Here is a 26238-nt window from a genome sequence, read left to right on the forward strand (position 1 = left end):
TTATTTTTTTATTGATGCTTTCCGATTTTCTATATCCGGTAAAACCTTTCTGGTCATTTTTTCGCTGTAACTGTTTATTTTCCAATGACCGGGGCTCCAGCCTTTTAAAAAACGATGAAAATCAGCCCAGGCATAAGGATACATCTCACGCCACTCCTGTTCCAGTGCATCAAAGTTAACATCATTATTGTACTTAAAAATGGCTGTTTTAAGATGCATAAAATAGGTGTTGAGAAGATGATTTTCATACTTTTCGCAATCCTCTTCGTATAAGCAACTGCCAATAAAGTAGGCAACATCTTTCATGCCGCAACCACCACCAACATACTGAAAATCCACGGCAGCAACTTTTTGCATATCATCAGAAAAGCAGAAATTTGCCAGTTTGGCATCGCCATGCACCAATGTTTTATGTTTGGTTTGATTCAGAACCCGGTCAATCATGGAAGCCGCCTGCTTAAGGTTTTTATCCGTCAGCTGTTCCAATTCGTCAGGCCGGGTATCTAAGTGCCAGTAGGTTCCAATGGGCCATAAACCGGAAGGTTCGCTATTCATAAAAATTGCATGAAAATAAGCAAGCCATCTCAAACAAACCTCCATCTGATCCAATGAAATGGTTTTTGCTCTTTTCGGAAATCCTGTGCTGTTTAAATCTTCCAGCACAATGAGTATCTCATTGTGCTGCTGCTCTACTCCCAGACATCCGGGCGTGTAACATTCATCTGAACAACGGTCGCTCCACTTTTTATACCATTCTATCTCAACCTGATAGGAGTGTAATTTTCTTTGGTGCGAAACTGAAGTATTCCAACCCCGCGGGTGATTCATCTCTTCAGGATAGGAAATATGCTTTACAACTACAGAAGGATAACGTCCCTCCTTAAAATAAAATCTCTGGATGCGGCCATAGCCGCTCCAGAGCGATTGAATTTCTTCAACTTTTTCAATATGGTTTGTACCGGTAATTTCGCTTATTTTTTCCTTAAAATAGTTGTTCACGTCAAAATGTGTGTTTCTGATAAAATTACCAGCAAAATTACAATTTGCCTGCTAATTGAGGAATTATTAGAGTAAATGTTTCGTTTCTCTTTTTATTATGGCTGTATATTGTACCGCCCGAAGAAGAGGTTGTTAAGTCAGAAACCTAATCCCTGTTTACCAAAGAAATTACCTCTTTTCCTATTAACTCAATGGAACGTAACATCTGCTCATGCGACAATAATGCACTGTCCATTTGAAAGGTAACTCGATTGATTCCTCCCAGAGCTTCGCTGTGGCGAAGTATTTTTTCAGCCACTGTGGAAGCATCTCCCACCAAAAGGGCCCCTTTTTCCCTAACCAATGGGTCAAATCGACTGCGGGTAACCGGCGGCCATCCCCGTTCCTGCCCAATTTTTGTGAAAGACTCGGCATATCCCGGGTAAAACTCTTCGATGGCATTGTGAGTGGTATCAGCAACATATCCCAATGAATGCAGTCCCACCTTCATCTCAGATTCAGGATGCCCTGCCTGCAACCATGCATTGCGGTACATGTCCACCAACGGCCTAAAACGATGGGTTTCGCCACCAATGACTGCCACCATAAGCGGGAGCCCCATTTTCCCTGCCCTGACAAATGATGCCGGAGTACCGCCAACACCCAACCAAACAGGAATGGGGTTTTGAAACGAACGTGGATATACGGGCTGGTCATTCATGGCAGGTCTGAATTTTCCCGACCATGTTATTCGTCCCTCTTTCTGTATTTTAAGAAACAGCTCCATTTTTTCGGTAAACAGCTCATCGTAATCTTTCATGTCTAATCCGAACAAAGGAAAAGCATCAATGAAAGAACCTCTGCCTGCCACCATTTCAACCCGACCCTTGGAGATGAGATCCAATGTGGCGAATTGTTGATACACGCGCACCGGGTCGGCAGCACTTAAAACTGTAACCGCACTAACCAGTCGAATTTGTCTGGTACGAGCTGCCGCTGCTGCCATTATGATTGTATTGGCCGAATCCAAATACTCCTCCCGGTGATGCTCGCCAAATCCAAAGAGATGAAGTCCTGATTCATCGGCTCTGACAATTCTTTCAAGCAACTCTTCAAGGGATTCCATACTATTGTGAGCTCTGGTTCTGCTTTCTTCCGTCTTAACTGCTGCAAAACTGTCAATTCCTAATTCTATCATATCAAACCTTTTGGTTTTTGTTGTTTCAGTATTGATTAATACTTATGCTTTTATAAAGAACTTAATATATGCCAATTACGAACATTTAAAGAAACATTGTTTAAACAAAAACGAATAATTAGATAAAAAGTTCAATTGAATTTTGGATCATATGTGAAGAACGAACTTAGGACAACATGACACAGTTTTTAAATAATAGAGATCTAAAAATCTTAGAGAATGTCTAATTTAAGATATCAGGGCTAGCGCCCCTTTAATGTCCTCTAAAACCAAATTAAGAGGAGGAATCAGCTTTGAATAATCTGATCATATCTGCCTCTAATCTCCCACATTTCGGATTTTCCTTGCGAAAAACAGGACCGAGAGCAAACCCAACGGAACAAAAAGAGCAATCAGGGCGAAAACTGGTACATAAGACGTTTTGGTGATCACCGGAACCATGAAGTTCATTATAATTACGGATGACATTCCAACCATACCGCCAATCCCGGCCAATGAACCTACAGATTTTCCTTTAAACAGATCGCTGGGTAGCGTTTGGATGTTGCCAATGGAGAACTGAAAGCCAAACAACACCACAAAAAGTACTGCTAAGAACGCTTCAGGTGATTGTGCCAGGAATATTGTGCCAACCAAACCGGCAACCATTAAAAAAGCCCCAACAGCTATGGCACCCTTTCGGGCAATATTGATTGAACGTCCACGACGAAGCAAAAACCCGCTGAACCAACCCCCGGCCAAACTTCCAATAGCCGCACCAACGTATGGAATCCATGCAAAAAGACCAATTTGCTGGATATCGAACCCATAAGCGTCGAAAAGATAAATAGGCAACCAACCCATGAAAAAGAACCATACCGGTTCGGTAAAAAAACGTCCCATTAATACTGCCCATGATTCCCGATGTTTCAAAACCGATAAAAAACCGCTCTTTTTTCTGATTGGTGTATCTCTTGGCTCAGTCTGATCATTACAAATATACTCCTCCTCTTCTTCTGTAATCCAGGGATGCTCGGCTGGTGATTTTTTATTAATGATCAACCATGGGATGAGCCATAAAAAACCAAAAGAACCTACTATAAGAAAAGTGGTTTTCCAACCAAATGCCACAAACAGAAACGCCAGTAAAGGCGGTGCAACCAAAGCTCCTACTGAAGCTCCGGCATTAAAGATCCCCTGAGCAATAGCACGTTCGTGCCGGGGAAACCACTCAGCGTTGCTCTTTACGGCTCCAGGCCAGTTTCCTGCTTGCCCAATGCCCAACGCAGCACGCAAAAAAGAAAATGTCAGCACCCCTCTTGCAAAACTATGAAGTAACGAGGCCGAACTCCATAGAATTATACTTAAAACATAACCTGTTCTGGTTCCAATTTTATCAAAAACCTGACCACTTACAAACTGTCCAATTGCATAAGCAACCATAAAAGTATTCAAAATCAGGGCATAGCTATTTCTGTCCAGTCCCAAATCGGACGATATTTCGGGCCACATTACGGCCAACGCCCAACGGTCGATGTAGTTTATGATGGTTGCAATACCAATAAGCCCTATTATCCACCAACGTAGCCCTTTTAACTTAATCATTGCCTTAATTTAATTGCCGGTTAAAAATCAGCCAGCAAACATATCAATTATAATGACAATTAAAAAAAAATAAACTGAGCTTCAGAAAAAGGGAGAACCAACTAAAAAATTTTGAAGTGATGTAATAGAGTAAAAGCTCTTTTAGAGAGGTGGTTTATTGGTCTCTCAACAAAATGTAGGAGCGCATGGGCGATCCTTGTTCAGAAAGTGCTTTTGCCAGAATACGGGCATTTATCAATGCACCCTCTTCATTTGTGTGTGTATGATCCTTGGGGAAAATTAAAGCGACAGCTGCAGTCCCCATCTTTTCATACTGGATAGCAACCCTTTCATTCAGATCTATAAAATAAGCACCAGTCTCCATAGCAACTTCACGTGTCCACAATCCATAATCCAGATTATTTCTCTCAACCTTGCCTTTGTGCCATCTGTTTCGCGGAATATGTGAAAGAACAATTACATTTACTCCCACTGACTGTGCATCAGTGATAAACCGACGCAAATACCAGCCATAAGTATGAACCGTTTCTAGCGAACCGTCTTCCAATATAACATCAGAAGAATCATCTCCTATTCCGGGAATAGAAGCACGAAATTTAGGCTGGTCAATGGCACCTCCATCGTTATGTCCAAATTGAATCAATAAAAAATCTCCTTCTTGCAATAATTCAAGAGATTGCTCCCACAATCCTTCTGAATAAAAAGTACGACTACTACGTCCTCCTCGAGCTCTGTTCAAAAGCTCGATTCGTGAAGTATCCAGGAAATCTGCAAAAAACAACCCCCATCCGGCAATGGAATCCCGTCCATTTGCCACGGTTGAATCCCCAATTAAAACGGCTCTCTTCTTAACCGGGAAATTGATGACAGCATAAGGATCTAACAGAACATGAAGCCGGCTATTTCTTAACTCCCTTATACCCTCAACCACAAGAGAAGCAGCCAGTTTTGCTCCTTCAGCATTGGGATGTGTATGGTCGTGACTGAAAAAAAGAACATTTGTAACATTACTTTCTCCCAAAGTTTCCATGGCTTGTGCCATTTTTTCATTCAAATCAATAAATGTGACATCTTCTCGTTCGGCCACGGTCTTTGCCCAGCCTCCATAACTATCCTTGTTGCGAGGCACTTTACCATCCTCCCATCGATTGCGGGGAATTGGGGAAATAATTATCGGGGTGGCACCTTTAGCCTTAATCTCTTTAATGTATTCAGTTAAATACCGACCATAACTATATACTTTTTCACGCTCTCCGGTCAGGATGTTATCAATGACTTCAAATTCATCACCAACACCACGAATGGTTCCTCTGGCCCGAATTGAATCATTTAGTGTCCCGGCATCATTATGTCCAAATTGAATAAAAACATAATCCCCTTTTTTTAACTTGTTATACACTTCATCCCATAATCCCAATGTTCGATAGGTGCGACTGCTGGTTCCGCCACGTGCGTGGTTTTTAACCTCAACCTTTGCTGTGTCAAACCAGAGTTTAAAAGGATCTCCCCAGCCCCATAATCCACCGGCACCATCTCCCTGTCCATTTTTTACTGTGGAATCACCAATGGTATAAATAACAGGCTTTTCAGATTCTGTGCATGAAAAGGTCAGGAAAGCCAGGAAGGCTATAAGACTAAAAACTCGCAAATACATAATTGAAAATTATAATGACAACTTATTTATAACAGTTCGTTAAACTTTTTTATCTAATTGATCTATAGGCATATACAAACTTGCTTGTAATGCATTCAATGTGCTTAAAATCATGAACTTACTCTTACCTAAGAACTGAAATTTCAACGATCTATTGTTTTTAAACCGTTTAAATTAAACCTTAAAACCCGAAAATAGAAAATTAGAATTACAGACACAATAGATCACTATTCCCGATACATCATGATTCCCGATAGAATCGGGCTTACACAAAAACAAGTCAGGTTTAAAATCTTCAATACATTAGAACTCTATCCTATATCCAATATTTGGAATCAATATTCCTTCATATCGACTCTCAATGGTTCCATCTTTTAAATGATAATAGTGTGAATTGAATTCTTGTGTTGCCAACACGTTCAAAATCTGTAACGACCAAACCGAAGAGTAACGGGGTCTGTTTTTCCGATAGGAAAAAGAGACTGAAAAAATGGGTTGGTCGCTGTGCTGATTTTCAAATGCAAGATTTCCCGGAGTCTCTCCATAAACCACTTCGCCCAATGCCAGAGATTCGCCCATGTTAACCGGCTCTTTTCTGAGCCCTCCCATATAATTCAAACGAAAACCTGCACTCAACAAATTGTTGTTGTCACGACCAACAACCCACTCTTTTCCGGCCAAAAGATTAAATACATAATTGCGGTTGAAACGCGTGTTGCGTTCAACGCCATCAGGCGTTTTGTATTTAGAATCAAACAACGATGAGGTAAAAAGATAATAAAAGCCTCTGTTCAGAAACTGTTCAAAAGTAAAATCAACTCCCATGTTTCTCCCGGTTCCTTCGTTCACCAAATGGTCGTTAAAAAAAATCTCATCCATAAAATTCACACTTGACAAATAACCATCAGGGGATACCGGAACATTGGTCAACCGCTGATAATAAGGTTCAATTCCCAGCCGTAAATATGGCGACAACCTCATGTTCCATGAAAGAATAAAGTGTTCATTTTTCATTAAATCCAGTTCTTTATTTGGCTGCTCGCCATCTATAACCACAAAGTAAAGAGGGAGCTGTTCAACGCGGCTGTGCACTCCATAAGCCGCCGCTAAACTTTGGTTTTCGTTGAAATGGTACTTAATTCCCACCCGAGGTTCAACCGAAAAGCTGTTGTTCAACAACAACAGCTGGGTATTAATTCCCATGTTCAATTCCAAATTCGGAAGAACCCTGTATGTTGATTGGGAATAAACCTGAAACAAACCTGATTCACCTTTTCCATCAGCTAACGGAACCGGAGATGCCCCTTCAGAAGGGGCTTTTTCGATACCCACATTATAGTACATGTAGCTATACCGAAACCCAGTCCTATTGACATGCATATCCGAAAAATGATGCTGTATGCGCGATTGTAGCGACATCCTGCCTGAGTGATTCTTTACTTTTGAGTACGGACTCTCCTGTAGATCGGCTATGCCAAGTCTCGTTTCACTGTGCGAAAGGCCATCTCCGGAGGTTGAAACTGCCGTTCGGAGAAAAGTACGCGAGCCTAACCTCAGTTGGTGAGATAATCCGGTTGCATACAGATACAAACTTGTTGAAGAGTTCTCGCGGTCAAAATCGGCTTTCCAGTCAACACTGTCGGCTGCAACCATGTCCACACCATCATAAGCACCAATGCCCCAAAAAGTAAACGTTCCTGAGTTTTGAGTAGGAAATACAGACTTAAAGGTTAAATCCTGATATTTCAGAACACCTGCATTATCGGGCAGTAACGGTGAAACCAAAGCCATTGTTGAATATCTGTAATTCATAATGTACGAGGCCTCTCCCCCTTTTTTGAATGGGCCCTCGGTGGCAAAATCAACCCCTAATATTCCGGCCTGAAAAGTATATTCACGCTTTTTAGAGTTCCCTGTGCGCAAATGAATGTCAAACACCCCGGAGCTGGCGTTGCCATATTCAGCAGGAAAAGCACCGGTATAAAAATCACTGTTGCCCATTATTTGATTGCTGATGGCAGTTAGCATGCCTCCACCGGCTACAGAAAGATTGGCAAAATGATTTGGGTTGGGCACCTCAACACCCTCTATTTGCCACAATAACCCGTTGGGGTTATTGCCACGTACCGAAATGCCGTTGCTGCCTACCGAAGGTGTAGCCACACCGGCAAAAGATGAAGCCAATCGTGCAGGGTCGTTTAATCCTCCCGCATAACGTTCGGTCTCCTCAACTGTAAATTGCCGTCCACTCAAGGTCACCATTGAGTTTTGCGGATTGTCCTTTCTTGTGGAGACTACTACCTCATCCAATTCAGAGGATGAGGGTCTGAGATCTATTTGGAGATTAATCTCCCGGCCTGAACTTACAATTATTTCATTAACAATGTAACTCTCATACCCTACCATACTAACCCTTAATACCCTGCGGCCAACGGGCACATTCAACAGTTCAAAAAATCCACTGTCGTTGGTGGTAGTGCCCAAAACCGGATCGGAATCCTCAATAAAAACAGTGCAAAATGGCAAGGGCTCCTGTGTAGATTGATCAAGCACCTGTCCTCTGATGGTTTGTTTGATGGTTTGAGATAATGTATTCGCAGATACAACTGCGAAGAAAATTAAAAAAAGGGCTTTATTCATGATTGCTTTTAAAAGTTTGCAAACAATTAATTTGTAAAGTCCACAAAGGAATAGCAAAAAACGATTGGCATCGTCCAAACGTGTACGTTTGCACCTGCTTTTCTTAAAAAATTACACCTGCTTTTTACTATTCAGAAACTGCGATGGAGTTAAACCTTTGTGCTTCTTAAAAACAGAATTAAAGGATGATTTGGAATTGAACCCAGAATCCAATGCCAATCCAAATAAGTGAATGCCAATTGCAAACACCCATACTGTCAGCGTTTTATCCGGCAGTGTTTTCCCTTTTTTAGTAAATAGCAACAGAGCTATAAAAAAGGACATAAAAATGCCGATTACAAATATTACATTCATTTAGGAGTATCTATACCATTTTTTTAGTTCTTCTCGCTTTAACTTTCCCTGATGGTAGATAACCGCCGGGAAACAAGCGACCAATCTTCATCTGCAACTTTTCAGGAAAATCGTCAATAGAATTAACACCGGCAAATTCAAATGCTTGAATAACCAATTCGGCTGTGGCGCGGCTATCAGGCCCGGCGCGGTGATGCCGCAAATCGATGTCGTGGTAATTACATAAGGCCTCTAATCCGTATCCAGACAACCCCTGCCAAACATTTTTTGAAAATAAATAGCTGCAACTGTACATTAATTCTGGATATTCCAGACCATAATAATCCAGAGTTGTTCTCAGCACACTTAAATCGAAGGATGCATTGTGTGCAATCAGCAATTGGTTTTCGATCAATGGATGAATTTCAGGCCACAGTTCACAAAAATTTGGTGCATTGGCTACTTCTGATGGCTTAATTTTGTGAACATGTATGTTATATGGGTCAAAAATTGGGTAACATCCCGGTTTTATCAACCACGATTTGGTTTCTGTGATATTAAAATTTTCTACAAAAGTGAGTCCTATTTCGCAAGCACTATCACGAAATCTATCAGCTGTTTCAAAATCGATGGTGATAAAGTCCACTGGTTAATTATAATTTTTATATGAGGCTGTCTAAAAAGTCTGTTAATAATATTCAATACTTACAATTTGTAAAACAACCTTGCTTTCACCCCTACAAACCTCCCCCAAGTGGGAGGCTTAAAGTCCCCCTTGGGGGATTTAGGGGTGAATTATTAACGTGTAATTTACGATTTGAAAGATAAGGAAAATTTAAATTTACTTTTTGGACAGCCTCTAAATATTTTAAGAGACTGTTTAAACTTCGTCCATAATCCATAATAAATATGGCTAAATATTTTAGAGACTATTTAAATTCTTGTCGATCTTTCTAACCCAGGTGCGAAAACTAAACAGTCTTTCAATAATTTTTCTACCTATAATTAATGATGATGATGCCCATGCGCCTCTATGGCCTCTTCATATGTTTTATTGGAAGTTCCCATTGGATGCTCCGGGGGTCCATACAGAGTATAAAGCTTCAAATCCACATCGCCTGTATTTTCAACTTTATGCCAGTAACCGGCCGGAATCATAATTGCCCAATCATCTTCTACCTCTTGTCTGTATGTTAAATCGTTTTCAGATTTTCCCATCCAAACCACAGCCTCACCCTGCTCAATGCGAATAAACTGATCATGATCTTCATGGATTTCCAGGTCAATCACTTCTCCGGGTTTTAACGACATAAACACCAGCTGCATATACTTCCCGGTCCAGTTGGCTGAACGGTAACTATCATTTACCAAAGTGGCAGCCTCTATATCAAAAGCCCATGGCTGTCCTCCAAGGTCAACATCAAAATCAACATCGGAAAGAGGGATTTCAGCTACTACAGGGGTTGTGATTCCTGTTGTTTCCGAACTTCCCGATCCGGAATAACAGGAAAACAACATCACCAACAGCGGTAATGTTAAAAGCAAAATTAATTTCTTTTTCATAACTGTCAGGTATTTGATTTACAAACCGAAAGTTAATGAAAATCAGGTGCCTATCAACATATTACCCAAATAAAAATTATCATCACGTGAATTTACGTGTTATACGATAAAAATAAAAGAAAGATTAAAATGACAAGTTGTTGATTTTTACTATCAAAACTTTTAGTTCAGACTTGTAATTTTAAAAATCCATGATTAAAACTTGCTTTTACATCCCGGTTGATTGCAAATTTTTTGTTTTAACACCATCATTTTCATTCATTATACTCTCACCAGGAATGTGTTTGTAATGATTTGAATCTTAAACACTGCATCTGCAAAATGGTTAAAAAGGAGTCCATTCAGTCTATGATGACCTCTATTTCTTCTCTGCTTAAAACGCAAAATCCCGCAGAATAAATATCTTTGCCGGATGTTTACTGAATTGGGATATCTCGCACTCTTTGCAGCCAGTTTTCTGGCTGCCACTATTTTGCCGTTTAGCTCCGAGGCTGTATTATCAGGGATGTTGGTGGCAGGATTTGATCCATATGTAAGTTTGGTTGTGGCATCCGTTGGAAATTGGTTGGGCGGCATGTCGTCCTATTGGATTGGATGGCTTGGAAAGTGGCATTGGATTGAGAAGTACCTTAAAATTCCTGCTAGTCAAATTGAAAAAGTACACAAAAAAATAAAAGGCAAAGAAGGCTGGGTGGCCTTCTTTACCTGGTTGCCTGGAATTGGTGATCCAATAGCCGTTGTCTTAGGACTTGTAAAAAGTCGCGTCATCCCCACTGCAATCTGGATGTTTATAGGAAAAGCATTGCGCTACGCAGTTTGGGGATATCTCACATTAAAAGCTATGGAACTTTTTTAATCCGGTTACTCTTTTTTCTTGCCGGACACCACTTTGAAAACAATTAAACCTGCTACTACAGCAATTACAATAATACCAATTACCAAACCGGTATTGTTGCTTTTTTCAGCAGCCACATAATCATCATCAGAGTAGAGAATGGGATCCATGTCATCAATTGACAATGTGTCAGGCGCTACAGTTTCATATTCATAGTCATATTGCGCCATTACGTTGTTCACTGTTCCGGCACCCATGGCCAGAATAATTGCCATTGCGATAATCATCCAAAATTTTCTCATAATCGTATCGTTTTATTGTTGCAAATATATTAATATTCAGTTAGTTCAAAAAATATTTTTCTTGCCGGCTGCCAGGAAGGCTGGATATCTAAACACCTTTGAATTTCTGCCAGAGCTTCATTCTTACGGTTTAGGGTAATCAGGTATTCGGCTTTTAATGTATACGCAGGCAGGTACTTCTTATTATAACCAGTTAATCGGTTCAACAAATTTAAAGCCATTTCGGGGTTTCCAAGGGTAAAACTAATCCTTGCGTATTCCATCAAAGCCGGTTCAAAAGTTGGATGAATTTCCAATGCCATGTCCAGAGCATTTATAGCTGAATAGTGATCACCCAACTGATATCTGGATCTCGCCAGATTCAGCCAGGCTCCTTCCAATCCGTAATGAACCGTGGTTGCCAAATTTAATAGTGAGTCAGCCAGAAAATAGTCCCGCTCTCTTAAAGCTTTCCAACCAAGATAATCATACAAAGTTTCTCTTTTCAGTACCACACAAACCGGCTTTCCTTCCACAGATATTGTGTGAATGGTTTCAAGTGGAGGCCATTGTTTGGGATTTAAATTAAAAGCGTGCAAATAAGTTGCTGAAAAAATGGCATAATCCCAATTTTCAAAGCTGCGGTTATGCCAACTGGTTTGACGATGTTCTTTAACTCTGTCGTTATGTCTGAAAAACCAGGCCGTTTCAAAGTTGGATGCAATAATCAGGTCTTCTTCCCCGGTTTCGTTTAAGTAGTCGTTTAGCCATTCTGCAGCCGGTCTGATGGTATGAAAATAATAATCCGCTTCATATTTCCCGAAAGCTCCTTTATAGCCACCCGTAATCTGATTAAAATAAAGGTATTGAAATGGATGATTTATAATCATGAATTTTATGGGATGGATTATTGATATTAATAAAAGAACTGCCAGAACAGCTCTGGCTGTTATGGCTTTCCTAACCTTAAGGAATTGCCACAAGCGGCTTATGCCGATGGCCGATAGAACAACCATAGGGGGGTAGATAAACAATACATGCCTCCAGCCTCCGTAAACATTCGATTCTTTAAAGATGATATACAGAAGGGGGAAGAAGATTGTAAATACAATGAATCCAAAAAACAATCGTTTTTTGGATGATTTCCAAAAACCTGTGAAAAAGAATAATAAAAAACCTACTAAAACCGGCAGAGCGATGGTTATCATCATCATCCATGGAAGATAGAACCAGGGCAGCATATCAGACCACATCAGTTCTCCCATAAAAAGTTGCCGGATGGTAACCGGATAAGCTTCCATCAGCTGATGTGAAATAATCGGGTGCTTAATTGGATTCAGCAAAGCAAAAGGCCAAAAAACTAATCCCAGTAAATACCCTGATATGGCAACCCATAGTGTTTTAAGCCAGATTGGATGGCGAAAGTCAGGCGTTGTTCGGTTTAATAAATAGTCATTGATCAACAACAGCACTGTAATGATAAAAAGCCAACCAATCAGAATCAGGCCGGGAGGTCTGATGCTGATGGTAAATGCAATGACGAGGGTCATTGCGATCATGGTTTTCCTCGAAATTAAAGGCCATTCCCTCATCCATTTTACCAAAAACCAGATGCCGGCTATATAACCCAACGCAAATGGAATATCTTTCAGGTTATTAAAACTGTGCCCAATTAACCTGGGAGATAATATGCAGAGGATGATAGAGAAAAATGCAGCACGCCACCCGCCAAGATTAAAAGCCAAAAGAACTATAAAAAGAAAAATCAGCCAACCAGCCAAAGCGTTCATTAAGTGCCTGAGAGTGAAAATATCTTCAATATTAAATACTCTGGCGATAAGAGATGCCGCATTATCAAATCCCTGCCCGTAGTATTTCAGATTTGTTTGCGGCGTATGAAGGGCAGAGGTGTCGCTCCCAAAAGAGTAATACCAATTTACCACAGCTTCGGCTTGATTGAGATGGAAATATTCATCGCCGGATATGCCCGCATCCATTGCCATAACAAGCATTACAGGCAATGTAATTGCCAGCAATGCTTTGGTAAGGTACTTGAATATTTTATCCTCATTTATCATTCTTTTCTCAATCAGAAATACTTTTTACGGATGAAATATATGGGCCTGTCCTGACTCTCTTTATAGGTTCTGTAAATATATTCGCCTAAAACGCCTAAGAACGTTAGTTGTATGGATCCTAAAAAATAGATGCTTATCATGGTGGAAGACCATCCCAATGGCGCCCATCCGGTTATTTTTGATACCAGAACATGAATTCCTGCCAACAGAAAAATAAAAACACCGGTTAAACCCAACCATAAACAGGCCCTTAATGGAAATTTTGAGAAAGAAAAGACTGCATCAGCTGCCAGTCCGAACAGGTCTGTTAGCGACATTTTTGATTCTCCTGAAGCCCGCTCCTGTCGTTCATAACTGATGCTGGTTTGCCTGAAACCAATGTAGCTTCTGAGACCCGGTATATATCGGGTTTTCTCTTTCATGGTGAGCAGGGCATCTAATGCCTGCCGGTTTATCATTGAAAAATGACCCGTGTTTTCAATTTGGCTTAATCCGCTTGCTTCAGTAAAAATACGGTGGAATAATTTGGTCATCCATCGTCTTCTTTTATCATCTTTTCTGGCATCGCGAAAGCCGTTAACCACATCAAACCGACCATCTTTTAACTTTTCATACATCAAAGGAAGCAACTCGGGAGGATCCTGCAAATCAGAGTCCATCAACGCTATAAACTCACCTGAGGCATGCTCCAGCCCTGCTGTTATGGCTGCCTGATGACCAAAATTACGTGAAAATTCTATGATTTTTATTCTGGTTTCAGCAGTTCTTTGCTCATGAAGTATCTCCAAAGTTCTGTCCCTGCTGCCATCATCCACGAATATAATTTCATATGCCTGATCCATCTCCTGCATAGAAGATTTAATTCTGTCGAGTAGTTTCGGCAGAATCAGTTCTTCATTGTAAACCGGAATAACTATTGAAATCATAGCAGTAAATTATATGTTATACTTTTGCGTTGGTCTTTAACTCTGAATTAATATCAGGATTGAGTATCAGTTTCAGGGTTTTTTAATTCTCAATATTTACCCATGTATTATTGGTTCGGTTCGATTTTATAACAGCATGGATAAACTGCATCCCTCTTACACCATCATGCACAGTTGGGAACTCTCCATGTGCAAATTGCTCTTTTCTTATGCTTTTTGCAATTCCTTTATAAATATTAGCAAGAGCTTCATAAATTCCTTCCGGGTGTCCGGCAGGCATGGTTTGTCCCAGTTCACACAAATCAGAATTATAGCTGTTCCCGGGTTTGTAAATTCTGGCAGGTTCGTTATCTGTCAGCAGATAAAGATGGTTAGGATTTTCCTGACTCCACTTAAGTGAGGCTTTTGAGCCATATATTCCAATATTAAGATCGTTTTCTACTCCGCCTGCTACCTGAGTTGCCCGAATGACACCTTTTAGTTTCTCTGTAAAACGCAGCAAAACGGTACCGTCTAAATCCAGAGAAATATCTTCACGAATTGTATTAAGGTCGGCCAAGACTTCTTGAACATTTAAACCAGTAATATATTCAATCAGGTTAAAGGCATGTACGCCAATATCTCCCATACAGCAACTTGCTCCGGCAACTTCCGGGTTCAGTCGCCACACGCCTTTTATGCGTGTTTCGTTACCATGAATTATGCTGTTTATCCATCCCTGGTAATATTGTGCATCTATTCGTTGTATTTCTCCAAGTAATCCCTTCTCCACCAAAGCTCGCATTTGCCTTACCATGGGGTAACCGGTATAGGTATGTGCGAGTGCAAAGGTTATGTCATTATCTCTAACTAAATCCTCAATAACTTTGGCTTCATCAACGTTAAGAGTCATTGGCTTTTCACACATCACATGAAACTGATGAGCAATGAGTTCTTTGATTATGGGGAAATGTGATGCATTAGGAGTCACCACCGCAATGAGTTGCATTCTTTCCTCCTCGGATAAGGCTGTTTCACCAGCGATTAACTCCTCAACATTTTTATAGCACCTTTTTAAGTCGAACCCTTCTTTTCGGGCAAATTCCAGACTTCTGCTGTTGTCAGAACTGAAAATCCCTCCAATTAACTCAAATTGACCTGACGACAATGCTGATTTTCGGTGAGTATCACCAATAAAGGCTCCTGTACCACCGCCAATCATGCCCATTTTTATCTTTTGATTTGCCATTTTTCAATACGATGAAAGTGAAGTAAATCCGTGTTTATAAAATTGAGATGTCGCCCTGTTTCCTGAATTGTGATAGAACGATATTAACCAATACAAATTATGAATTGTAATAGACCCGGTTAAAACAGGGGCGACATCTCATTTGAAACAGTCCAGGTTTCAAATACTTGTTTATATATTAGCTTTGAAATAGTCCCATTGCTAAAGATCTCTCGATATTTCTCTTAAATGTTCGATGGATTTGGCAACTTTTGGTGCCGGATTTTCCCAGTCCCATTCATGCTCAATGGTAATAACCCCCTTAAAACCGGTCTCTTTAAGCACCTGAAGAGCTTCTCTCATATTAAAAACGCCAGTGCCAAAAGGAACAGTGTATGCTTCCATATCATCAAATGCTGTCATGTCTTTGAGATGCAGATATTTGATACGACCTTCCAACATTTTATATACATCAATTGGATTTAGTCCCGAACGCATCCAGTGTCCGTTGTCTGCACTCACACCAATTCTGGAATCCCTTCCCTCTATAACATCCAGAACTGTTTGAGGATTCCAATAACGAGTGGGAGGGGGGTGATTATGAATCGCCAGTTGAACATCATATTTCTTCACGAGGCTTTCTATTAAATCCATCCAGATTGGATCTGGCTCGCTTCCTATGGTTTTGATTCCCATATCGGCTGCAAAGGCGAACAACTGTTCCCACTCTTCTTCTGAACCTGCAGCCACAATTCCGTAATTGATAATTTTTATATCATGTTTATTTGTCAATTCGCGCATCAGGTTTTTGGTCTCCGCGTTCATGCTGAAATGAGTGGTTGCATCGCTTTCTTCAGTGATTTTCTGTCCGGGATACGCTTCAATATACTTAAGCCCCAGATTGCTTGCTGTTTCCAGCGCTTCTTCAAAGGTGAATCGATTAAAGGTCCACGCTTGTACAGCCAGTTTCCAGCCGTGATCCTCCCAAGGATGGAGATTTTCTTCGGCTTCTTTGCACGAAATGTTCATGAGCATGAGTAGCGCTAAAAACAATGATGTTGGTTTCATAGATGTGATTTAAGGTTATTATTTGTAGTCCTCCGATTGAGCCCTGGATTTTTAATGCTTAAACCTTTGGGAGTTCCCAAGGTTTTCTGTAAACCGGCCAAATAAGATCATTCGCTTTATTATTGTTGACAAACTCCTTCTTATTGTCGTCCCAGTAAAGTTTTTCTCCAACGCGGTGTGCAATGTTCCCCATATGAGAAACAATGGCAATCTCCTTACCAACGTCAATTGAGCCCCTTGGGGTTTTCCTGGTTCTCATGCAGTCCAGAAAATCTCTGACATGATTGGCAGCATCTTTTCCGTCTCCAGTTTGTCTTGGAACCTCAGCAATGGAACCTTCTTGTCCGGGTTTCTCAGGAAGGACTTCCCATCCACCTCGATCAACCACCAAAGTCCCATTGTCGCCAATAAATGCAACTCCATGTCCGCGATTATATGGCCCCCGATCAATTCCAATGGCATGTTCCCATTGTAAAATGAAATCATCAAATTCGTATATGGCAGTTTGCGTGTCCGGAGTTTCCATGGCAGCTTTATCGATGCTGAAATTCCCACCTACAGACATAATGCTATTCGGCATAGAAGCTTTCATTCCATACAGGGCAAAATCAATAAGATGCGCTCCCCAATCGGTCATCAAACCTCCTCCGTAATCCCAGAACCATCTGAAATGGAAATGAAATCTGTTTCCATTAAAAGGGCGTTTTGGTGCGGGACCGAGCCAAAAATCATAATCCACTCCGGCCGGGGGATTTCCGTCAGGTCTTGGAACTGGTTTTAACCATGAAAGATAGGCCCAGGTTTTAACTTTGCGAATGTTTCCAAGTTTACCTGAATGAACGTAGGCCATGGCATCCTGCCAGTGGTCTCCGCTACGCTGCCATTGTCCAACCTGCACCACCCGGTTGTATTGTTTGGCGTACTTTTCCATTATCAGGCATTCGCCAATGGTGTTGGCCAATGGCTTTTCCACATAAATGTCTTTTCCCGCTTTGCAGGCATCAATAAATGGTAAACAGTGCCAATGATCAGGTGTTGCGATAATAACGGCGTCAATATCATCACGTGCAATAAGATCTCGATAGTCGTTATACTCTGCTATTTCGGGTGGCTGAACTTCTCCCTGCCCAGTTTTTTCTCTGGTTTTTAGGTAGTAGTCGCGGGCATCATGTACCCGTCTGGTCAGTATGTTTTGATCTACATCACACATGGCTACCAACTCAGTGTCGGGCTGCTCCATAAAACGCATGATGTTTGTTAGTCCCATTCCGTTAACCCCAATGACTCCATACCTGATTTTTGGCCCTTTACTGGAACAACCTGTCATGCCGGGCAAGGCTGAAGCCAGACTTGCCCCCGCTATTACTGCGGCACTGTTTTTGCAAAATGATCTTCTTGTTTGTGTCATATTCCCCTGATTATTATTCTTTTATTTACGACCTCACTGGGGTTCCCGGTATGGGAACCTCGAATTTCATATCAACATTACCCTTTGTTATGTCTTCCGGCCCCAGTTTTAGATTGGAGTTATATATTTCATCCCACGTTATTCTTCTCCCCGTATAGGCTGATTCTCTTCCCATGATAGCTGCAAGATTGGACAATGCCGTACGCTCTCCTTCATTGATGTAATAACCGGTTCTGATGGCTGTTACCAGATGGATATGTTCCTGTATATAGGGTGAAATTTTTGGTGTATTCATTGGATTACCCTGTTCATCATTTGGGTATTGATATTGCCATTTGATGCTGCCATCTAAGTTGTAAATGGTATTGAGACAGTTGGTGTATCCTTTTGTTCCCATTACAATTTCGCCAACCCCGTTGGCGCAATTGTCAATCTGTCGGCACATACTGTGAGAAGAAACCCCGTTTCCAAAAGAAAAGTCAATGCTGAAAAAGTCAAACTGATCACCCGTTACTCTTCGATGACGACCTCCGTAACCAATTGCTGCCACCGGATACTTTTCCATAAACCAGTTAACCACATCAATATTATGAATGTGTGTGTCCAGAATGTGGTCACCACTGAGCCATGTGTAGTTATTCCAGTTTCGCAACATGTATTCCATGTCAGTCCAGCCTTCCTGGCGGCGTCTGAACCATACGTGTTCCTGATTCCAGAAAGCTTTGGCAGCCACAGGTTGCCCAATGGCGCCGTTGGCTACTCGTTCGAATGTTGCCAGATAGTCGTGCTGGTGTCTTCTCTGTGTCCCTGTTACTACATTTAATCCCAAGGTTTTTGCCATTCGTGAGGTGGCAATAACCGAACGAATCCCTACCGGATCAACGGCAACAGGTTTCTCCATGAAAACATGTTTTTTTGCTTCAATAGCAGTTCTGAAATGATCAGGCCTGAAGAATGGTGGAGTAACAAGTAGAACCACATCAACATCTGTCTGCATTACTTTTTTGTAAGCATCAAGCCCTGAGAAGCATCTGTCGTCAGGTACTTCGATGTTAAATCTGCCCAAACGTTCTCTAACTTCTGTTATTTTATCGGGAAATACATCTGCTAATGCTCCCACTTCAACCCCCGGGCCTGTACTCAAAAAGTTAAGCAAAGCTCCAGTACCTCTGTGTCCGCAGCCAATCAGTCCGGCCTTCAATCTTTTTCCGGCAGGAGCCCTCTCATTTAAAGGCGGGATTCCCAGCTCTTCAGATCTTCTTTTTTTTGAACAACCTGCCAGCATTGATACTCCCATTATTCCAATGGTGCCAGCCAATGCGGTGTTTTCAAGAAATTTTCGCCTGTTCATATTTTTGTTTTTCTGCATCTTGTTTCTCATTAATTGTTTGTATCTGACTGAGGCACGTGAACAACTCTGAAGCCCACATGGTTTGCATCGGAATACCACCATCTGCTTTTGGGTATTTGCGGGTCTGTTCTCAGCCATAAATCGGTGCGTGTATGGTCTCGTGCAGCCACGCGCAAATCTGCTGCGTCGCTCCTGAAAGAACCTCCTCGAATGACTCTTTCCTGTCCGGTTGCAGGGCCTCTGGGATTTCGGACAACTCCTTCCGGATAGGATGAATATGTGTTTGGTGCGTACCAGTCAAGACAGAATTCAGCCACATTCCCCAGCATGTTAACCAATCCAAAAGGATTTTCAAATACATTACCCGGTTCGGAAGTCCTGTTGCTGCTGTTTTGATTGTAAATTGCATAATTTGAAATGACATCAGTGGATGGGCCAAAGATTCTGTTCCACCATGTTTGTGACGAGAACCTTCTGGGGTTGCCTTCAAAAAAATATGGTGTTTGCGTGTCGCCACGGGCAGCATATTCCCATTCGGCTTCGGTTGGTAGCCGATAATGTTTTCCGGTTACAGCAGATAACCATCTGCAATACTCCATGGCTGCATGATGTGTCATGGTAATGGCCGGTCTCTGTCCTGTTCCCCATCCCTGGTCGGGTGCTCCCCAGGGTGGTGTGGCTCCTGAAAAGCCGTCCACTTGTGCTTGTTCTTCAGCAGTGAGCCGGCCTTCTGAGGATGTGGCATTAAACCAGGCAAGGAATTCATTCCATGTAACCTCTATTTTGGCCATGAAAAAGTCATCTAAATACACTTCTCTCTGAGGTCCTTCATCTTCCCGGCGGAATGGCTCATTTTTTGGACTTCCCATTAGGAATGTACCACCGGGTATTGCTACCATTTCAAACGAAACGGTCGTCCCGGGTATGAATTCAGTATAGTTTTCAAATGCTTTTATTTTTGCAGGTGCGGTAAATGTCTCACCCTCCTCCTCTTCTTTTTGTCCAAATGCCAAATTTTGTGCATGCACATAATCCGGGTTGTAGTGGCCTGTATGTATGTGGCAGTTTAGGCAACTCAGATCATCTTTGTTTCTTTCGTAGTGAAGATGACTGTCAACACCTTCTGTACTTAATCCTACAGGAAAAAGATTGTCGTGACATCTGATGCAAGATGATTCGTAAGTGAAATTAATAGCAACCTCCGGCGAGCGCTTTGCTTCCCAGTTATAATCGGCGGAGTCTTTGAACAAAAAACCGTAAATATCATTGGCTCCATGTTTTATTTTGGACCACAAACGGTTCTCTCCATGAGGGGGGAGGTGACAATCGACACAATTTACTGTAATTCCTGCTTTATTGTTAACGTGAGGCGATAAGCGCCAGGCATCTTCTGCATGGCCATGCACATGACATGAAAAACAATATTCGTTCGTTTCTGTGAAACGAACAGCCTTGTTGAATGGATAGATCAAAAGAAGAACGGTCACTACTCCGGCTGCAAACAACAGAAAGTTTTTTCGTCGATAAATAAAATTCCGGAAGGAATTTTTTATTTGACCCAAATTCATAATACTAACGTGTTAATCAAATTATTTTACACTGCCAGTTACAAATTTATTTTTGTTCGCATGCTTTTTTGTTAAAAAATGCTTACAGATCCCTTATGGTGATATTAATGAGATATTAATATTAGAAAGTCACACACTATAACAATCAGGTATTCAGCCAAAAACACACAGACAACCTTGCTGTTTAGATTTTATCTAAATTAAGTAGTTAAAATGATTAGTATTATGAATAGATGAACTGTTCCGCTTTCAAACAAGGGATGCTGGTTTTATCTTTTGCCTCAAACTAAGCTCTAAACATATAAATTGATTTGAATTATTTATAGTTGGTCTTTTTTCTCAACAAATGATTCAAATGTATGACAAAATGGTTCCCCAAAGCTTTTTTCATAATTATCAGAAAACCATTGATAGGTATACTTCGCCTGATTAAAATGACGCTGTTTAATCAGTGCATTAATCTTAAGTTTAAGGGCTTCCTCACTATACGGATCTCCAATAAACACACGGTCGCAAATCTTAATAATCATGTCATGGTTTCCGGTGAGGAATGGTTGTTGAGCACATTTTAAAAGAGTATCTACTATTTCTGATGCTGTATGACCTTTGAATTCATCCAGCCACTCTTCTTCCATGTCAATTAGCAGAGCGCCAGTTTCCACAGTTGAAAAGAATTCGATAAATCCTTCAGGGTTATCAATCAGGGATCGATTGCGCAACATGGCCTGAACCTCAACATAATCGCAAAACAACTGTTCTCTGTTAATATTTATCATCCAGTTTTCCATCTGGCTATCAATGCGAATACCATCAAGGAACGTCAAAACCTGGCGCAGTTTACTCATATTAACACCCCTGTTGTTGGTCGCATTCTTTCGGCTTAGTCCATACCATAAAATTTGGTTGATGTCATCAGAAGAGATTCCTCTTCGTGGCTTTTGACTGTATAGCAGAAGTAGCACAAGTAATTGCCTTATTTTTGGTGTGAATTGCAAGGAGATATCGTTGCCTTCACGATCTATTACCTGAAATTCACCAAATAAACATATTGAATTTGGTCTGGATTTCTCCAATGCAGGCATATTGATAACCGGAACATCCTGCGCTTCACCATTCAGAGATGTTTTTTGACGATTCCTTCGCGTATAGAGTAGAATAATTAGATAAACCACCAGTAAAATTCCTGCAGCAAGGAAAACAATCAGATTCCAGTTTGTTTTTTTAGATTGGTAAAGAGGAACCACATCCTGATAGAGCTTCCATATCTCCTCGTTACCTAGCGGTCTGTCCCAGATTGCCAAATCGTCGATATAACCATTCATGTAATTATACATTTGTATGGCACGGCCAATATTTACCGTTCCGCGCCCCATAAAGGAGGGGTGCTTTTGAGATATTCCATCAGGTCGTCCATTAACAAAAATGGCTTGTTCTCCAGTTCGTTTCGTGTATCTCCAAACAACATGCACCCATTCATTGGGTCGTATTTCGCTGTTCCCTGTGATGTCATTTGCAAAAAAGCCAAAATAGGGTCGCGCATTTCGGAGTTGAAGATGAAGTCCCTGGCGGTAAGTCGCCTCTTCAGTTCCAAGTATTGTGATATCCCTTCTCTCCTCTTGCAATGGAGATATCCTTAACCATGCACTAACGGTGAAATCATTGTTGTGCAACCCCAAAGTTTCGGCATCGGGTAGTTCTATAAAGGTGTCATCGGTTAAATATGCAACAGAACCTCGTATGGGATCTTCCGCAAAACGAACACCGTGATTTTTACCATGATTTCTATTTGCCGAGGCGTCACGTGTGCTGTTCTCAAAAGGGAAATATGCCTTTAACCGATGATGCAGGTCAAGCGGACTGGCTAAAAAGTTTTGTGTTATATCTTCCCGCACATTGCTCAGATTTACTCTCTCAGGAGTAAAGCTGTAACCGGGCCTAAATGGTTGTAAAAAAACATCCTCACCGGCAAGAAATGGAAAGGAGTAGTGACCGCTGGTAAGCGCCTGAGTTGAACCTTCCCAACTGACATCCGTGAGTGGCTGGAGGTTGTAGGTTATATTTCCGCTTATGGTGTTATGTGAATTTAAATTTTCAATAACGCCCAAAATGACATAATGATACCTGTTACGAACAATAAAATTAGGCCTTTTGCCGGTTTTCTTCCATAAATTTATTAAATGGGAAATGAGAAAAGGATTCTCGTTAATGTTCATCATAAGAAAGGGGATCTCAATTCCTGTTGTATCCCGGGGAAGATTGTAGCCGGTGAAAAACATGAATGGATTACTGGGTCTTCCCCTTGCAAAACTACCATGAAACTCAGGCTCCAAAACGGTAGAAAAATTAGGCTCAACAGCGTAGTCCCATAGATGATAAAATCCGGGAGGCGTATCTTGATTCCGTTGAAGGGTAAAACAGACCAACTGATGCCCCCTCTCTGCCATTATTTTGGTTGAAGGCCATAAATCATCAGTCTCTGATACAAATATTTTATTGTATAGATGATGTGATTTTAAAGCTGTTTCGAGATAGAAAAACGGAAAATTATAATCAATAAAAAGAGTTAGAACTTCACCGGGGTTCTGATTTAAAAAGATGCTTATTTCATCAAGAAAATATGAAAAAGGTTCCTCATTCTTCTGAGGAGTTATCATTCGGATGATGGCCGAATCGGCATCTACTTCAAGGCGGATTTGAAAACCTCTCACATTTGCCTGAAGCAATTCCCTGATGGTCATTGTTTCAGGCTCCAGATGGTTGTTTAAATCAGAATAATTTGAAACAAGAAAAAACTGATCAACAAAAGCGTTTGAGGCAGCACGTCGTCTTTGTGCATCGGAATGATGCACAAAGAGGAACAGAAAGAAGATCATGAGCACAAATTGCAACGATGAATGCCCAACACTATTGATTTTACAGTAATTCATACCCTGAATGTAGTGATTCGTGCTTTATTTTCCAACCCCACTAAAAAGAAAACAAATTACGTTGTTAAGCTTTCCTTTTCAATGTCTTTAAAATATTTATAAGTCCCAACCCGCAATTCGCTGGTTGCATCTTCGTCACACACAATGATCCCTTTCGGATGAAGTTGCAATGCACTAATGGTCCACATATGATTTACCCCCTCCTCAACCGCATGTCGTAAGGCTCTGGCTTTATTATGTCCATTTACAATAATCACAACTTCCCTGGCATCCATAACTGTTCCCACGCCAACGGTGATAGCTGTTTTTGGAACTTTGGACAAGTTGTTCCCAAAAAATCTGGAGTTCGCAATGATGGTATCTTGTGTTAGAGTTTTCACACGCGTGCGCGAATGCAAGGATGATCCGGGTTCATTAAAAGCAATGTGTCCATCAGGCCCGATTCCTCCCAAAAAAAGATCGATGCCGCCTGCCTCTTTAATGCGCTCCTCATAATTCGAGCACTCTGCATCGATATCTTGTGCTGAGCCGTTTGGAATATTTACATTCTCAGGGTTTACATCAATATGTTTAAAGAAATTGTCCCACATAAAAGAATGATAACTCTGGGAATTTTCTTTTGGAATACCTATATACTCATCCATATTAAATGTAATCACATTTTTAAATGAGACCTCTCCATTTCGGCACATTTCAATCAGAGCCTTATAAGTACCCAAAGGTGAAGATCCTGTTGGTAACCCTAACACAAATGGGCGTTTGCTTTGATGTTCTTTAATTTTTGAAGCAATATATCTGGCAGTCCAGATTGAAGCTGCCTCATAATCTGAATGAATCAATAATCGCATAGTTTACCTGGTTTTTAAAAAATTGAATAAATATACTTAAACAATTTATTTTAACAATCAATTTTTCGAATGCGATTAGGTAGAAACAGCACTAAAATTTGCCTCCGGTAAATTTTAGCAATTTGGAGCAATTAACATGAATGTGATTTATATTGACCTTAAACAAAATCATGTCAAACAAAAAGGGCAAAAGCATTCTTGTAAAAATGCTTGTGCCCTTTAAACTTTTCGTTACTTAATGACTGTCCCTATAGCAATGCTCTTGTTTAGCAGATCAATAACCAATAACGGTTATTTATATTTTATATATCGAACTTTCATTTGCGGTGCAAACTCATCATGCTGATTGAATAGAACCGTTCTTCTGAAATTGAATTGTGGAGATGGGATTGTGAGAAATAATGACTCCAATTCTGCATCGCCTCTTGCCACATCCATAAAGAAATCAGGATGCATTCTGAACCTGAAATGATTCTGGGTGCTGTTATAATCTGACACACTCCTGGTAAAAGCCTCTACGGTTTGCCCTCGTTTATCTGTAAATAATAAAGGGACAAACCTTCCATTGGCATCTTTCGCAACCAATGAAACAAGTTGATTCATGGGCATATACAAATTATCCCAACCATTCATCAGCGCAGTATCGGGATAAAAGAAGAAATCCACACCACTGATGCTGTAATTGACATCTCTCATTGAACTAACAGAAAGAGAGTCGCTCCATTGCTTGATGATATCTGAAAACGAAACTTCGGGATATAATCCGGCCATTCCTTGCAGATACAAATGATCTGTTCCTATATCATTCTTTATTACATCCTCATTATAATCATGCTGATACCTGTTGAAAAATCTTGTCTCCGTTGTAATCGGAAAAATATAGTTTTTCCTGTCGATCTGAAGTATTTCATCGTTATTCTCTGCATCATATATGATATGCCTGTACAACATTTCAAGATTTGTTTTCTCGTTCCAGATGTCAAATTTCATGAGGGAACCAATGGCCTCCGGGTTATCTGGCTGCTTTACTGTGACATATAACCCATTTAACACCTCTTTGAAAGCATCTCGGTTCTCCATCTCAGCAGCAGTCAAATTAATCAATCGGTTAGCCAGCTCATCGCTCAACCTGATACTGATCTGATGTACGTAATTTTGTTGCTGCCAAACAGAGTCAGAAACATTACCTTTAATTGTAAACGTAGCTTCTCCAATCGGATCGGGATAGATAATACTTTCAATATCCTCATCGTTATAATAGACTTGCAAAGGCGCCGGTAAAAGGGTTTCACTCAATTCATACACCTGTATTGTGAATGGCTCATTCACATTTCCATACCAGTTTTGATATCTGTAGGCAATATTTAAAACAACAGAATCGACAAAAACATCTCCAACCAGCATATAAAAACTGTCCATTTGAGTCGAATAAGTAACCTCAGTCACTACATCAGCCCTTGTGACTCCCAGAACAGGATCGTTAAAATAACCTAATATTCCGGCTGCATTGGCAAAACTTGACTGCCCATCTGTTCTGATTCTTTCAGGCTGAATATTTTTCCCACTAAAACTTTGGGCAACTGTCCCGGCATTCAATAAGTCAGACTCGGGTAAAGTTTCAACACCAATTGTCAGGGGATCATTGTCACAACTTAACAAAAGTCCGGAAAGTAAAACCGCTGCTGTAAAAAAAAGTGATGCTTTCGTTTTAAATAAATGCATATTGCAATATTGATTGAATGATTGATTTCTTAATATTTATGGCATGACTCGCTGCAAAAACCCTGCCGC

Annotated in this window: 20 protein-coding genes; 1 reads left to right on the forward strand and 19 read right to left on the reverse strand. The window is 40.8% G+C overall.

The window, feature by feature from the left end; genetic code table 11:
* The 8 genes from B5X70_RS12290 to B5X70_RS12325 all read right to left on the reverse strand — a co-directional run bounded on the left by B5X70_RS12290 (position 1) and on the right by B5X70_RS12325 (position 9950).
* Positions 1-999, reverse strand: a complete 999-nt coding sequence (locus B5X70_RS12290; protein WP_079558205.1) for an oxidoreductase family protein — start codon at positions 997-999, stop codon at positions 1-3.
* Between the two features lie 145 nt (positions 1000-1144).
* Complete coding sequence (locus tag B5X70_RS12295) at positions 1145-2176, reverse strand: LLM class flavin-dependent oxidoreductase (protein WP_198314155.1); 1032 nt, start codon at positions 2174-2176, stop codon at positions 1145-1147.
* 318 nt (positions 2177-2494) lie between these two features.
* On the reverse strand, positions 2495-3760 hold the full coding sequence (locus B5X70_RS12300) for an MFS transporter (RefSeq protein ID WP_088328623.1): 1266 nt from the start codon (positions 3758-3760) through the stop codon (positions 2495-2497).
* Between the two features lie 154 nt (positions 3761-3914).
* A complete protein-coding gene (locus B5X70_RS12305) occupies positions 3915-5414 on the reverse strand; it encodes a rhamnogalacturonan acetylesterase (RefSeq protein WP_079558206.1) in 1500 nt (499 codons plus the stop codon).
* Between the two features lie 303 nt (positions 5415-5717).
* The gene (locus B5X70_RS12310) at positions 5718-8054 is read right to left on the reverse strand and encodes a TonB-dependent receptor (RefSeq protein WP_079558207.1); all 2337 of its coding nucleotides are present in this window, start codon (positions 8052-8054) and stop codon (positions 5718-5720) included.
* A gap of 111 nt (positions 8055-8165) precedes the next feature.
* Positions 8166-8378, reverse strand: coding sequence for a helix-turn-helix domain-containing protein (locus B5X70_RS12315; protein WP_232468276.1), 213 nt, complete (start codon positions 8376-8378; stop codon positions 8166-8168).
* Positions 8379-8418: 40 nt separating this feature from the next.
* Positions 8419-9033: a 3'-5' exonuclease gene (locus B5X70_RS12320; protein WP_079558209.1), complete on the reverse strand. Its 615-nt coding sequence runs from the start codon at positions 9031-9033 to the stop codon at positions 8419-8421.
* Positions 9034-9392: 359 nt separating this feature from the next.
* Entirely contained in the window at positions 9393-9950 is a 558-nt protein-coding gene (locus tag B5X70_RS12325) for a cupin domain-containing protein (RefSeq protein WP_198314154.1), read from the reverse strand.
* A 412-nt stretch (positions 9951-10362) separates the two neighbouring features.
* Here B5X70_RS12325 and B5X70_RS12330 point away from each other — a divergent pair, with 412 nt between their 5' ends.
* On the forward strand, positions 10363-10806 hold the full coding sequence (locus B5X70_RS12330) for a YqaA family protein (protein ID WP_079558210.1): 444 nt from the start codon (positions 10363-10365) through the stop codon (positions 10804-10806).
* Positions 10807-10811: 5 nt separating this feature from the next.
* On the opposite strand, the gene B5X70_RS12335 is transcribed toward B5X70_RS12330, so the two are convergent.
* The 11 genes from B5X70_RS12335 to B5X70_RS12385 all read right to left on the reverse strand — a co-directional run bounded on the left by B5X70_RS12335 (position 10812) and on the right by B5X70_RS12385 (position 26169).
* Positions 10812-11087: a hypothetical protein gene (locus B5X70_RS12335; protein ID WP_079558211.1), complete on the reverse strand. Its 276-nt coding sequence runs from the start codon at positions 11085-11087 to the stop codon at positions 10812-10814.
* A gap of 29 nt (positions 11088-11116) precedes the next feature.
* Positions 11117-13144 (reverse strand): tetratricopeptide repeat protein, encoded by a 2028-nt coding sequence (locus B5X70_RS12340; protein WP_079558212.1) that lies wholly within the window; start codon positions 13142-13144, stop codon positions 11117-11119.
* An 11-nt stretch (positions 13145-13155) separates the two neighbouring features.
* The gene (locus B5X70_RS12345; RefSeq protein ID WP_079558213.1) at positions 13156-14070 is read right to left on the reverse strand and encodes a glycosyltransferase family 2 protein; all 915 of its coding nucleotides are present in this window, start codon (positions 14068-14070) and stop codon (positions 13156-13158) included.
* Positions 14071-14152: 82 nt separating this feature from the next.
* Positions 14153-15298, reverse strand: coding sequence for a Gfo/Idh/MocA family protein (locus B5X70_RS12350; RefSeq protein ID WP_079558214.1), 1146 nt, complete (start codon positions 15296-15298; stop codon positions 14153-14155).
* A gap of 201 nt (positions 15299-15499) precedes the next feature.
* Positions 15500-16345 (reverse strand): sugar phosphate isomerase/epimerase family protein, encoded by an 846-nt coding sequence (locus B5X70_RS12355; protein ID WP_079558215.1) that lies wholly within the window; start codon positions 16343-16345, stop codon positions 15500-15502.
* Between the two features lie 58 nt (positions 16346-16403).
* Complete coding sequence (locus B5X70_RS12360) at positions 16404-17753, reverse strand: Gfo/Idh/MocA family protein (RefSeq protein WP_079558216.1); 1350 nt, start codon at positions 17751-17753, stop codon at positions 16404-16406.
* 25 nt (positions 17754-17778) lie between these two features.
* Complete coding sequence (locus B5X70_RS12365; RefSeq protein WP_200812615.1) at positions 17779-19122, reverse strand: Gfo/Idh/MocA family protein; 1344 nt, start codon at positions 19120-19122, stop codon at positions 17779-17781.
* An 11-nt stretch (positions 19123-19133) separates the two neighbouring features.
* Positions 19134-20672, reverse strand: a complete 1539-nt coding sequence (locus B5X70_RS12370) for an SUMF1/EgtB/PvdO family nonheme iron enzyme (RefSeq protein ID WP_079558217.1) — start codon at positions 20670-20672, stop codon at positions 19134-19136.
* Between the two features lie 320 nt (positions 20673-20992).
* Entirely contained in the window at positions 20993-23599 is a 2607-nt protein-coding gene (locus B5X70_RS12375) for a LamG-like jellyroll fold domain-containing protein (RefSeq protein ID WP_079558218.1), read from the reverse strand.
* A 56-nt stretch (positions 23600-23655) separates the two neighbouring features.
* Positions 23656-24447 (reverse strand): glucosamine-6-phosphate deaminase, encoded by a 792-nt coding sequence (gene nagB, locus B5X70_RS12380; RefSeq protein WP_079558219.1) that lies wholly within the window; start codon positions 24445-24447, stop codon positions 23656-23658.
* A 291-nt stretch (positions 24448-24738) separates the two neighbouring features.
* Complete coding sequence (locus tag B5X70_RS12385) at positions 24739-26169, reverse strand: DUF4270 family protein (RefSeq protein WP_079558220.1); 1431 nt, start codon at positions 26167-26169, stop codon at positions 24739-24741.
* Between the last annotated feature and the right edge of the window lie 69 nt (positions 26170-26238).

It is taken from the genome of Alkalitalea saponilacus (assembly GCF_900168165.1).
GTDB lineage: Bacteria > Bacteroidota > Bacteroidia > Bacteroidales > Marinilabiliaceae > Natronoflexus > Natronoflexus saponilacus.